Source organism: Borrelia maritima (assembly GCF_008931845.1).
Lineage (GTDB): Bacteria > Spirochaetota > Spirochaetia > Borreliales > Borreliaceae > Borreliella > Borreliella maritima.
Genome location: NZ_CP044536.1, coordinates 39212 through 52594, shown reverse-complemented (window position 1 = coordinate 52594; position 13383 = coordinate 39212). Strand labels below are relative to the sequence as shown.

Below are 13383 nucleotides of genomic sequence, written 5' to 3'. Positions count from 1 at the left end.
GTATTTGTTTTTATACTAAAAAATTCTTATATATATAAGAATTTTTTAGTATAAAAACAAATACTTACTTTAAAGAATATTATAATTTATTATTTATTTAATTTATTTTACATTGCCTTTTTATAATTTTTATAAACTGCACTTTATATTAAAAATTTGGATTTTGAGCTAAAAACATTCTAAAAGTTTATTTTTATTCATAAAAATGAATGCTCCAAAATCAACCAATCCCTAGTTTATCTTTCAATAAGTTTAATTTATTAGCATCCATGCTAAGCTTATTTAAATCTATAGCATTAACAATTACCATTATCTCTTCATGAGAAAATCTCCTTCCTCTTAAAAAATGATTTTCAAAACTATTAAAAGAAATGGGCACAATTTCTCTTACTATACTTAGCAATGCTTTGGCATATTCACGCATTTCTTTCGGCGAATTTTCTCTAATTTCTTTTGGGCTATTTAAAGCTAATCTCAATTTAATAAAATGAAAAAGATTATTTAAATCAATTTGCCAATACCATTCAGTATATAAACTTAAAGGCAAAACTATTCTTGAGAGTTCTTTTGGAATATTAGAATTAACCATATATTGATAAAGCCCATAAGAATGTTTTTGATGACACTTTATTTTGTCTGATAAACTTTTTTCCAAAGATTTAAATTCTCTTGTAGATTTATTGCTAGAAATTTGATAATTCAAATCTTCTTCTAAAGGGACATAAAATTCATCTCTTGCCAAACTGTAGCATCCAGAAACTTCATTAATCCTTGCAGTTCTGTGCCTCATCCATTGCCTTGCAATAAATATTGGGGCTTTAACATGAAATATAAAAACCACCTGCTCGAATGGACTTGTATGCTCATTTCTTATTAAATAGTCAATAAGTTCTTCATCTTTCCTTTTAACACTCTCCCCTCGATAAGAAATCCTTGCAGACTCAACTATTCTCTTATCATTTCCCATAAAATCAATAAGCTTTAAAAACCCATTATCCAAAATTTTATATTCTTTCTTCAAAAATTGCTACTCCTTAATTAAAAGCAAATTTATTAACTTTTTCTTTCAAAATGCCAATATTCAGAATGCAAATATTATATCACAAGAACAACCTTAATGGGGAGTTAACATTTATCTTAACAAAACAAAAAATAAAAAAGGCAGAAGCTAATTATAATTAGCTTCAAACCTTTTTGCTTTAACCCCTATAGCTATTTATAAATCTGTATTATTAAATAATGAAACTATTTCATAGATAAAGAAATGGTAATTACCTTTGCAAGATCTCTTGCACCTTGAGCTACTTTAACAACATTAGTAATAGCCTTTGTAACATCCTTTTTTGCTGCTGCTTGATCCTTATTTGATGGATTTAAACTATTAACCTTATTGAGAACTTTTTGAGCCTCTTGAACTGTTTCATCTAGAGCCCTTTCAGAAGCCATTAAAGTTTCTTTAACTTGCTCTACTTTAGTGAATTCTTCTTTTGTTAATTCTAATTCCTTATTATTAGGAGATTTGTTTGACATTATTTGCTTCTCTATTAAAAATGTTGCTTCGCCTGCAATAGAAACAGCCTTTTGGGTTTCTTGAACAGCCTTTTTAGACACTTCAACAACCCTATTTGCATCCTCAACAGCTAATCCTCCTGAGAACTTTGCTACAATTGTTGCTTCTTGTGATACAACAACAGTCCCCTTAGCAACGTCTGTAATCAAAGGCATTGAACCCACAAACTTTTTAACTACGCTAGCATCATTAGACTCTACCAATTCAAGAGATGATTCTCTAATCTCCTCTAATTTATTAGAGACATCTTCTGTCACCTTGTTAATGGTGTCTAGAGCTTGATTAACCTGATCTTTTTGATCTAATTTTTTGTCATCTTTTTCATTTGGTTGTTCTAAAACGTTGGATTGAGACTTGAGAATAGTAACATTGTTAGAATCTGCAAACACATTTAAATTTACAAGTCCAAACAATAATCCATTAATTATTAAATTACTAAATATTTTAACCATTGTTAATTCTCCTTATTTAAAATATTTCTATTTATTTTTAATATTTTAAAACATAACTAAATTAGAATCAATACATATTTGTATAAAAACATATAATTAACCTTTTTAACTAAAAACTTAACAAAAAGAATAGCTTTTAATAATGATTAAAAATCTAAAATTTTATATTAAAATGGGGAGAACGGTGTTATTTTATAATAGTTAAATTTATTATTATAAAATAACACATGAAAAATATACTGCAACCATCAGCAAAAACAAAAATAATAGCAAAAATTTTTAAAATTAATTTAAATTCACAAGTACAGCATCAGCATTAATATTAATTTTATTACTAACAAATCATTAATAAATCTAAAAATCCAAATAAAAAATTTCAAGCTTTTTAAAAAAATATTTTAAATATTTAATTTATTCTCTTTTATTTTCAACAAATAAGACAAACGTTGAAAATTAAATAAATTGAAATATATTTATATTAGAAATCAAAAATATTGAGCTTACCTAATAAAACTAATGATTCTAACGATTAAATTTATTTAAAGGATTCCGTTTTGACAAAAAACAAAATTTACAAAATATTAAAATTGCTACAAATGACCTTACTGTTCTCATGCTCTTTTTATTCTAAATCAAACAACACAGAAGCAACAAGTGAATTACAATCAAGCCCCATTGAAATTGGAAAAGTTAAAGTTTTGCAAAAAACAGAGAAGATTCAAAACACCGAGAATATTGTAGACATCCAGAATATTACAAAGATTGAAAACTTACAAAAAGACCAATTCTTAAAAATTGAAAAAGAAAAGGGAATTAAAAATTTTATACAAGAATTAAATGAGAATGAAAAATTAATTAATAAAATAGGAACATATGTAGAAATATTTGCTCAAAAAATTAATGCGGATGTTCAAAAAATAGAACCTATTGATAAATTTGGAATAAACGCAAATAAATTCCCAATAGAAAACGAATTTCATCTTAAATTATTTGCACCAAATAATCTGTTTAGAAGATTGTTTTATTCATCTCTCAATTATGATGAAAATAAAATCAAAAAATTAGTAACGGTGCTTTCACAAATATCAAGCTCGGGGACAACCCATTACGAACTTATTGGCTTAACTTTTTGGACAGGATGGAAAATCCAAGACTCACTTGAACAAGCTGTTAATCTTTTAACCAAAAAAGAGCAAAAACGTATAATGCTTAACTTTAGAACAAAAACAGCAAAAGAAATTCAAGAAAATCTTGAAAAACTAATACAAGAGAGAAATACCTGGATAACAATTGTAGATGATATTATTGGCGAATATAACAACAATACGGGAGGATCCAGAGCTGATGGAAGAATTCTAGGAGAAATAATAAGAGTTGGATACAAACACAAATTAGAGCCATCTAAAAGTGCGCAAATTTTAAACAATATTCAAAAAGCATTAAAAGAATGTTGTGACCACATACACTACTAATTAGTAGTGTATGTAAGTGCTATATGCATGAAAGGAGGGTAAGAATATTGAAAAAAACTTAAAAATAGAAATTTAATTTTTTAATATTAAATAAGAATATGGTTATTTTACAAGCATTGAAGTGGCTATTATTATTATTTTGTATTAAAATCAATAAACGTTATTTTAACCTATAAATATGTATAAGGAGATTATTTTGACAAATAATAAACTAAATAAAATTAAATTTAACATCATTACAATAATATTAACTTTACTTTGTATTTCATGTGCTGTTAACACATTAGATCCGAAAGTAAACAGCTACACCAATACAAAAGAAGACAATGAAAATCTTGAAAATGGATCTCAAGATATCAAGCCTTCAAATCAAAAATCTCAAGAAAAAACTACAACATCTCAAGAAAAAACTACAACATCAAAATTAGAAGCAATCGGCAAAAAGCTGGAAGCTCAAGCAAAGAAAGAAAAAGAAGAGATGGAGAGATTAAACACCAAAGATTATAATTTCACAAATACTCTCGACAATGGAGAACTCCATTTTCTTGAACAAGCAAATTCAGAAACTAAAATGCAAATAAAAAGAATGCTTTACTCATCTTTGGATTACAACACAGACGAAATAAAAAAATTACAAGAAATTTTGGACAAAATTATAGAAAAAAGTAAAGGATGGGAAAAAGACTTAGCTCTAACAGCCCTTTTGCAAACAGCAGGATTTATTCAAGCATACCTGGACGATTATTTAGAAATAATACAAATCAGATTAGACTGTCTAAACCAAAAAGAACTAGAAGATCTAATAATACACGCAGAACATGGCTTAAAGCTAAAAAAAGAATTTGCAACACAATTGAAAGAAACTGTTAAAGAATTAAAAAACAAAGTAACCCTGGACAATAATAATTTCGTGTGGAATATATCTGATTTAATAGATCTCATAAGGGGAAAGTACCTAAAATTTTATTCTATCGTTAGCGACGTTGAATATAAAAAAACAGAATTAAATAAATAAAAACAATAAATCTAAAAAAGGCAATATATTGCACTTGAGATTTTTTTAAAAAAAGAGAAGTTAATTCTTCTCTTTTTTTTTAAACACATTAAGATTATTAATCTTAAATAATAAGATTGCCATTTAACAAATATTATAATATAGTTATATTATTATTTTGTATTAAAATTAATCGATATTGGTTTTAATTTATAAGGAGAGTATTGTGACAAAACCCAAACTAAATATAATTAAGTTTAAGCTTAACACAATTACAACAATATTAACTTTAATTTGCATTTCATGTGCTGTTAACAAAACCGATCCCAAAGTAAATAGACAAACTAATCCAAAAGAAACCACTCAAAATTTTGAAGATGAATCTAGAGATCTAAAAAATTCAAATCAAAAATCTAAAGATCTTAAACCTTTAAATAAAGAATCTAGAGATCTTAACCCCGCAAGTCAAGAATCTAGAGAAGAAACTAAAGTCTCAAAATCAAAAGAAATTCTAAAAAAAATGGAAGATCAAGACGATGAAAAAATAAATACAATTGATAAACAACTTGATTTGAAAGATACTTTTAAAATCGACTCTTATGGGGATAACGAAACTGAACAACTACAAATAAAAAGAATTATTTATTCAGTTTTAAATTATGATACAAAAAAAATAAAAATGTTAAAAGAAATTCTTGAAAAACTTAAAAAAAATCCTGAACACAGGAATATAGCCAAAAGATTAATTTATGACATATCACTAGGGATTCAAATAAACCTAGAAAAGAATTTAAAATTAATAAAAGAAATATTGGACAAGATCCTCCAAGAGGATCAAAAAGATCAAGAAAATTCAGAAGCGTTACTAATGGAATTAGAATCTGACTTAAAGTTAAAAGAAAAATTGGGGAAAACCTTAAACGCAACCCTTGAGGCTTACAGTAAAAATGATAAAAACATTAAAAGTAGTGAAGAAGAACTAGCAAAGCATATGAATGAAAATTACAAAGAATTGGATTCTTTAAGGCCTAGCCACTAATCTAAACAAAAAAAATATGTTGCACTTGAGATTTTTTTAATTTAAAAGAGAAGTTAATTCTTCTCTTTTTTTTTAGGCTCATTTAATTTAAATCCAAATAAATCCTCACAAAAACAATAATGTACTAAAAAGACTTAATAAAAATTCAATCTTTTCAAGATTATCATTATTATTTAATAATAATATTAAATAATAAAATTGTTATTTGACAAATGTTGTAATATAGTTATATTATTATTTTGTATTAAAATTAATAAATATTAGTTTTAATTTATAAGGAGAGTACTTTGACAACATTTGAACTAAAAATAATTAAGATTAACATTATTACAGCGATACTAACTTTCATTTGTATTTCATGTGCACCCGTTAATACAGTTGAGCCCAAAATAAATGATCACACTAATTCACAAGGAGGCTCCGAAAATTCTAAAAATGAATCTGGGGATCTAAAACCTGCTAATCAAGAACATCAAAAAGATGAAAAAGACTCTAAACGACAAAATACAATCTTAAAATTAAAAGAAATTGGCAAGACACTGGAAAATCAAAAAAAGAAAGAAAAAGAAGAACAAGAAAAAATAAAGAAATTAAACACCGAAGATTATAATTTCACAAATGTTCTCGACGATAAAGCACTTTATTTTCTTGAAAAAGCAAATTTAGAAACTAAAATGCAAATAAAAAGAATACTTTACTCATCTTTGGATTACAACACAGACGAAATAAAAAAATTAAAAGAAATTTTCGACCAAATTATAAAAACCAGTCAAGGAAAGGAAAAAGAATTAGCTCTAACATACCTTTTGCAAACAGCAGAATTTATCCAATCGCAACTGGACGAGCATTTAAAAACAATAAAAATGTTATTAGACTATCTAAACCAAAAAGATCTAGAAGATCTAATAATACACATAGAATATGGCTTAAAGCTAAAAGCAGAATTTGCAAAACAATTAAAAGAAACTGTTACAAAATTTAACAACGAAGCACAAAAAAAATTTGAAAAAAATGGCGATTTTATTTGGAATGCATCTGAGGCATTAGAGCACATAAAGGAAAATTATCTAAAATTTTATTCTATCGTTAGCGGCGACGTTGAATATAAAAAAATGGAATTAAATAAACAAAAATAATAAATCTAAACAAAAAATAATATATTACACTTGAGATTTTTTTAATTTAAAAGAGAAGTTAATTCTTCTCTTTTTTTTAGGCTCATTTAATTTAAATCCAAATAAATCCAAACTAAAAACAATAATCTTTTATTTTATTTAATGATAAAAATTAAAGAGACTTACAAGAAAACTTATAAGTTTAAATAAAAAAGAGAACAACACTTTATTCTTTTTTATTTATTTTCATTGATTATTTTCTAATTTGAACTAAATTTTTATTAATTAGTAATTAATTTTAAATTTTAATTAATTTTAATTATTAAAATTTATTAAAAAGGAATCGAGGAATAATATTTTGAAAATTAAATTATTCATACATTTAAAGCTTATTTTAGCCTTGTTTTTATTTTCTTGTACAATTGATGCTAATTTAAATGAAGATTATAAAAACAAAGTAAAAGGAATGCTAAATAAAGCAACAGATGATCAAAAAATAGCAAATAATAACACAAAATCAAATACTGTGCAAAATAAAACAAATGCTAAGAACATGGCACAAGCACAACAGCAGGCACAAGCACAACAGCAGGCACAAGCACAACAGCAGGCACAAGCACAACAGCAGGCACAAGCACAACAGCAGGCACAAGCACAACAGCTGGCACAAGCTCTACAATCACAAGGCTTAGGCTTTAATACAGATTTATCTCTATCAAACAAAAAAAATACAGCAAGGGTAAATACAAATGTAAGAGTCGCACCGACAAGACAAACACAGTATGCACAAAAAGCTGCAATACCACAATTTTCATTCATTAACAGCTCTCTTCGAAGAAAAAGCCAAACAAACTCAAGCGGACCACAAAGTAATAATTCTCATATAAGCTTTACGCAAGCAGCACCTTCTAGGGGCAGCGGATTACAGCCATTAAAAAATAACTTTCTTAGAAGAATTTCTGAAGAACAAAACAAAGCAAAAAACAACGTTGGCTTTAGAGAAAATTACGATCAATTTGGAATGAAAGATTCTGCATTTACTCTGCTGGATGTTATTTCAAATATTTCAGTTTTTGACAGAAGTTACGCACCGCAGCTTAACTCTAACACTCCAGAAGCAGAAAATGAAAGAAATAAATTCTACGCAATGATGGATTTTGATCAATACAAAACCGAACAATTTGGATTAATGATGGAAATCCTTTACAAAGAAAATCAAAATCACGACTTAATAAGAGAATTAATAATATCAGGACTTGGAATACAAATTTCTTTAGAGCTTGCACTAGAAGAACTTGATAAAAAAATTAAAACCCTTGACCAGCAATACTTAAACGCTAAAATTAACAGCTTTACATTCATTGATAAGATAAAAGAGCTTGACTCAAAATTAAATCATATAATAGACAAAAAAACAGAATGGTCAAGATACGTTGACAACATTATTGCAAATGTAAACTATAATTCAAGCCTAAAAGATTCTCAATATCTAGCACAGCACATTCGAAACAAATACTTAGACAACATGCAAAATGCTCGCCAGTCCGTTCTTGATTTATATATTAACATAACAGAATTTAAATAGTTTATTTAAAAAACGAAAATAAACTATTTAACAATGATTTTAAAAAAAGAAGAGAACAGTTCTCTTCTTTTTTTTTATTGTTCAATTTCAAATTTGAACTAAATTTAAATCATTAAGTATTAATTTAAAATAATTAAAATTACTTAAAATTTTTATTAAAGGATTAAATTTTGAATAAGACAAAATTATTAACATTTATAACATTGGAGATAATAATATTGTTCTCTTGTAAGCTAAACTACGAAGATGTTAAAAACAAAGTAGCAAGTTTTACAGAAACAAAACACAATGAATCTAATCAATCAAATTCTCAAAAAAACACAAAAGAACAAGAACATCAAAAATTAGCAAAAGACTTAAAAGTTACTGAGAAAAAAGAAACAAATCTAATTGACAAACTTTTTGAAATCCTGGCAAGAGAAATGACAATAATTAAAAAAGAAAAACTTCAAACAGAAATTTCTAGTCAATTTGGACTAAAAAATAGCATGTTTGAACTAATTAATGTTTACAAAATTGACTCTACAAATGGGGAAAAGCTTAGAGAAAAAATGAACTCAAGCCTAACCGAATCTCAAAAAATGAGAAGACAATTTTACTCATCACTAGGTTACAACACTACTGATATTTTCAATTTAGCAGAGATTGTAAACAAACTTTACAAGAATTCAAAAACCCACGATTCAATAAAAAAAATATCAGGGGGAATACAAATTCAACAAAGATTTGAAGTTGCGCTTGAAGATTTGGCAATTAACATGGAAAAGCTAAAAGCAAATAATTTTAATCAAAAAACTTTAGAAGAAATTTACAATATAATTATTGATTTAATCGAAATAAAAAAAGAATGGCTTAGTACAATAAAAACATTGATTAAAAGTTCAAACGCCACCTTGGAACTACAAAACAATACAGAAAAGCTAACAGAGCACATTGATCAGCTTTACAAAGACAAAATGATTTCTATTTGCTTGAAATCCGAGCAAGCATTAATTTACTTAGACACATTATTTAAAAATAATAATAATTAAAAAATTTTCAAAAAATAAAACCTTGAACCTAAAGAGAGCTCGTGCTCTCTTTTTTTTCGATTTTTTTTGTACAATAACAATTTTGAATTAAAGTTATTAAGTGGGTAATTAAAATTATTAATTAATAATTATTACTTAAAATTTTTATTGAAGGGTAACATTTTGAAAAAAAATAAATTAAATGCAATATTTTTATTGCATATATTAACTATGCTAATTTTGCTTTCTTGCTCGTTAGACATCTCTAAAGATAATGACAACAATAAGGGGAAAAAAGCAAAGACAAAAATAAGCAAAAATGGAAATAACTTATTGGGCGCTAACAAAGGGTCTCAAAACGATAAAGAATCAATAGACAATCTGCTTAACGCTATTAACGTTTTAAAAAATCCACCAAAAATCTTAGCTGGAAACATTAAAAATAAACCAAATTTAGCAGCCTTACAACGACCAAATACTGCCAATCCCAGTATTAATAATGCTAATGCCAGTGCTAATTCCCCTGCTAATGCCGGTGCTAATGCTAATACTAAAAAGCAAATAACAGATCCCGAGGTTAAAGAATTACTACAAAAAATATTAGACAGATCTGAAGATATTAAACAAATAAGTGAAATAGATTCTAACAAGGGCGAACCTAATGACCAATTTGGAATGAAGGCAGAAATATTTAGTAAAATATTTTTCAATGCAAGCGCAACAGCAAATTTTGATGATAACGAATACTTAAACGAAAGAAGAATGCTTTACACATCATTAAACTTCAACGAAGGGGTAATTTTAAATCTTGGAAAAATTTTATCAAAACTAAGCAAAGATTCAAACTACCGAAGCTTAGTTAAAGAAACCCTTATAAACAGAGGATTTAGCATTCAATTAGCAATAGAAGAAATCAGCTTAAAAATATTAGATGTAAAAAACAAACTACAATATCTAAACAAACCCAATTTGAAAACTCTCTACTATGACTTTAACAAACTTATAACATTTAAAGAGAAATGGCTAAAAGACACAGATGACTTTATTAATGAATACAATACTAATCTTGAATTACAAACTGATAATCCAAAATTAAATGACGCATTAAGATTAAAAAATTCAAGAGAACAATTTGCAGATATTCAAAACACAATTTTAACTTTAATAAATACAACTACCAATATTCTTGCCCCAATTCAGTAAGATTGATTTTTCAATTCAAAGAGAAGAAGAGAATCTCTTTTTCTCTTCTTCCTTTTTTTATTTAATTTATATTAATTAAATTTAATTTTCTGGTTTTACACTTGATTAAAACTTAAAATTCAACCCTAATCAAAACGCAAACAACCAAAAAACTTTCTTAATAAAATTCATCAAAAAAGTTTTTTTAAAAAAATTATTAGTGTTGTATTCTAAATTAATTAAAAGTAAATCTTATTACTTTTTCATTGGCTTCATCATAGGCTGTTTATTGGATTTCATCATTGGTTGTTTTTCTCTGTCTGACTTCATCATAGACTTGTCTGTCATTGGAGCTGTAACTTTTAAATCATCACTCATGGTATTTTCCATTTCATCTGAAATTTTTGTAGTTTCACAAGCAACAAATAATATTGCGCTTAAAAATATAGCGTACATTAATTTTGTCATTATTAATTCTCCTTGTTTAGAATCTATTTTATATTAAAATATAATTTTAAAAAAATCAATATTATTTGGTTTTTTATTTCAAATAAAAATATTATTAAATTATTTATAAACTATTGATAAAATCTATATAAAATGATATTGTATGTAAATAAATTTGGATTGAGGAATAATTTAATATTTATATGTACATAATTTTGAGTTTTTTTAAAAAAAATTTAAACAATTTTAATATTACAAGAGATAAATATGAATGCATTTAAAAACAATCTGATTTACAAAAGCAAATATACAAAGCCTTTAAACCCTATTCTTTCTACACAATTTTACATTAGAACTTACGAAATAGATTCAAACGCAACAATTGAAATAAAATCAGAAGCACAATATTTAGAGCAATGCGACAAAATTACACTAACAAAAGGCAAACTAAAATCAATAAGTATCTTGGCTCACAAAAACAATATGGATAAAAAAGGTTTAAAAACTTTGCTTAAATTAAAAAATCATAAAGATTTTATTTATTTTTATGAGAATAATTACATAAAATGTTGTTTAAACTTTGAAGACAAATATAAAAGAGAAATCAATGTAATGCCCTTATTTCATTACCACAGTTTATTAAGTATAAATAAAGCAATCTTAAATAAAAACAAATCCGGTGATTTGGAATTTGGAAGCTCATTTTACATATCAACCAATCACAGTTGGAAGTATTTAAATTTTACCAAATTTCAAAAAAACCTAAATAAGATTAAACTTATCTATTCACCTTACTCTAATAAAAAATATTACATTAAAATGAGTCAAAACATTTATGATACACTTCAAATATTAACCAATGCCACAAGATTAAAAGAATTTATCAAATAATTTTAATAAATAAAAAATAATTTATTAAACACTTCCCACACACGTTTCAAAGAGGCTCTCCGCTGTGAGTCCTCTTTGTATTTAAATAAATAAGAAAATTCATCTTTTAAAATGTGAGCTATACTTTAAAAGTAGCTAAAAACAAGCATAAAAACATTAGCTTACCAAAAGCAACATAGGATAATACTACTTTTAACTACCTCCAAAGAAGTTCTTTTATTGCATTAAAGAACTTCTTTTTGCAAAAATAAGATTGCAAAAAGAAATCGCTTTTTTAAACATTCTCAATTTGGCAAAACTTAAAACAAGCTATTAACAATCATTAATAGTATAATACGTATATATAGGATAAGGAGGAATAAATGGGCAAAAAGGCAATTTTAACACTACTGGGAATTCTGATCTTATCCTGTGATCTATTTCCAAATAGAGAGCAAACAGCTAAAGAATCAAAGCCCCCGGCGCAAAAAATTAAAGAACCAGAAAATCCAGAACAAACAATTAAAGATCCAAAAAAAAATAAAAAACAAAAACCTGCAGCAAAAATAGGACCCGTGGTATCAATTCAAAAAGTAGAAATAAGACAATCAAATCAAGTCCCAACAACCACTCATTATTACTACAAACAAGCCTACCCAATTCAAACATTCAGTCTTGATTTTAGCATCAAAAGAGAAAATGAATTTCAAAAAGCAAAAGATAAAATCTTACCTGCACAAGGAAAAGTAGAATCTTTGAGCATCTTAATAAATAAAAAACTGCTAGACTTTAAAACTTCAAAAAAATTAAACTTTAAAAATCTTCAAGAGATTGAAAATATTGAGAATTTTTTCCAAAATCAAGATCTATTATTTGTTTTAAACCTTAAAACCCAAAACAATAAAAATATTATTAATCTCATGCTCAACCCGCCAAACGATACCAACAAACCTAAAGATTACGCATTACTGGATCTTAAAAAAATAATTAAAAATGGCGTGCGCGAACAATACCTAAATCCTATCTATAGATTTCAAATAAAAAACAATAAAGATTACCATTCAATAGATTACAACAAAGTATCTGTTGGCCAAGAAACCATAGAATTAGACCTGCTACCCCACAATCAAGTCTTTAGATTAAATAAAAATTTCGCCCTAATCTTAGAAATGCTAACTAACTTAAATTATCTAAAATCAGTCATTAAAAATGGATATATCTAAAAAACACAAATATATAAAAAAATAAAATACATTAAGCTTTAAAACAATAACATATTAAATATATTATAATTGATAATTAAGCTTTTATGATGTATAATTAGACCTAAATTGCTTAGGTTAAAGGAATGATTAAATGGTTAAAAAAATAATGTTTATTTCGTTTTTATTATTGATAATGTCTTGCAGCGCAATTGGTCGTGGAATTTTAATAGATTCTGTTCTTGGCAATGTGCATAAAGAATTGCAAAAAGAAAAAAAACAAAATTCACGCTCAAAACCTACAACAAAAGAAAATGAAGATGAAGATCTCGAAACAGAAGAAGAAGAGATTGAAGATGAAGATACTGAGTAAGATAATCAATCATTTCAATATTTTAAACATTTTTGCAAACAGTTTATCAGTTAGTATTTAAAATTTTTAAGC

The 13383-nt window shown here is 26.1% G+C and carries 13 protein-coding genes; 10 read left to right on the top strand and 3 right to left on the bottom strand.

The window, feature by feature from the left end:
- Positions 1 to 220 precede the first annotated feature (220 nt).
- Together thyX and DB723_RS04565 are read right to left on the bottom strand one after the other, a co-directional pair.
- Complete coding sequence (gene thyX / locus DB723_RS04570; RefSeq protein WP_151553046.1) at positions 221 to 1021, bottom strand: FAD-dependent thymidylate synthase; 801 nt, start codon at positions 1019 to 1021, stop codon at positions 221 to 223.
- 224 nt (positions 1022 to 1245) lie between these two features.
- Positions 1246 to 2022, bottom strand: coding sequence for an OMS28 family porin (locus tag DB723_RS04565; protein ID WP_151553044.1), 777 nt, complete (start codon positions 2020 to 2022; stop codon positions 1246 to 1248).
- Positions 2023 to 2576: 554 nt separating this feature from the next.
- Between DB723_RS04565 and DB723_RS04560 the strand changes: the two genes are divergently transcribed.
- The 7 genes from DB723_RS04560 to DB723_RS04530 all read left to right on the top strand — a co-directional run bounded on the left by DB723_RS04560 (position 2577) and on the right by DB723_RS04530 (position 10440).
- Complete coding sequence (locus DB723_RS04560; RefSeq protein WP_151553042.1) at positions 2577 to 3494, top strand: complement regulator-acquiring protein; 918 nt, start codon at positions 2577 to 2579, stop codon at positions 3492 to 3494.
- Positions 3495 to 3690: 196 nt separating this feature from the next.
- Positions 3691 to 4509 carry a complement regulator-acquiring protein gene (locus DB723_RS04555; protein WP_188093271.1) on the top strand — a complete coding sequence of 273 codons (819 nt, stop codon included), beginning with the start codon at positions 3691 to 3693 and terminating at the stop codon, positions 4507 to 4509.
- A gap of 205 nt (positions 4510 to 4714) precedes the next feature.
- On the top strand, positions 4715 to 5527 hold the full coding sequence (locus DB723_RS04550) for a complement regulator-acquiring protein (protein ID WP_151553038.1): 813 nt from the start codon (positions 4715 to 4717) through the stop codon (positions 5525 to 5527).
- A 287-nt stretch (positions 5528 to 5814) separates the two neighbouring features.
- Complete coding sequence (locus DB723_RS04545; RefSeq protein ID WP_188093270.1) at positions 5815 to 6663, top strand: complement regulator-acquiring protein; 849 nt, start codon at positions 5815 to 5817, stop codon at positions 6661 to 6663.
- Between the two features lie 337 nt (positions 6664 to 7000).
- Positions 7001 to 8227 (top strand): complement regulator-acquiring protein, encoded by a 1227-nt coding sequence (locus DB723_RS04540; protein WP_151553033.1) that lies wholly within the window; start codon positions 7001 to 7003, stop codon positions 8225 to 8227.
- 170 nt (positions 8228 to 8397) lie between these two features.
- Complete coding sequence (locus tag DB723_RS04535) at positions 8398 to 9258, top strand: complement regulator-acquiring protein (protein WP_151553031.1); 861 nt, start codon at positions 8398 to 8400, stop codon at positions 9256 to 9258.
- Positions 9259 to 9420: 162 nt separating this feature from the next.
- Positions 9421 to 10440, top strand: a complete 1020-nt coding sequence (locus DB723_RS04530) for a complement regulator-acquiring protein (RefSeq protein ID WP_151553029.1) — start codon at positions 9421 to 9423, stop codon at positions 10438 to 10440.
- Positions 10441 to 10674: 234 nt separating this feature from the next.
- Here the strand turns inward: DB723_RS04530 and DB723_RS04525 are convergent, their stop codons facing one another.
- Positions 10675 to 10887 (bottom strand): Lp6.6 family lipoprotein, encoded by a 213-nt coding sequence (locus tag DB723_RS04525; RefSeq protein WP_151553027.1) that lies wholly within the window; start codon positions 10885 to 10887, stop codon positions 10675 to 10677.
- 246 nt (positions 10888 to 11133) lie between these two features.
- Here DB723_RS04525 and DB723_RS04520 point away from each other — a divergent pair, with 246 nt between their 5' ends.
- The 3 genes from DB723_RS04520 to DB723_RS04510 all read left to right on the top strand — a co-directional run bounded on the left by DB723_RS04520 (position 11134) and on the right by DB723_RS04510 (position 13311).
- A complete protein-coding gene (locus DB723_RS04520; RefSeq protein ID WP_151553025.1) occupies positions 11134 to 11757 on the top strand; it encodes a hypothetical protein in 624 nt (207 codons plus the stop codon).
- A 362-nt stretch (positions 11758 to 12119) separates the two neighbouring features.
- A complete protein-coding gene (locus tag DB723_RS04515; protein ID WP_151553023.1) occupies positions 12120 to 12959 on the top strand; it encodes a hypothetical protein in 840 nt (279 codons plus the stop codon).
- Between the two features lie 133 nt (positions 12960 to 13092).
- Positions 13093 to 13311 (top strand): hypothetical protein, encoded by a 219-nt coding sequence (locus tag DB723_RS04510; protein WP_151553021.1) that lies wholly within the window; start codon positions 13093 to 13095, stop codon positions 13309 to 13311.
- The last annotated feature ends 72 nt before the right edge of the window (positions 13312 to 13383 follow it).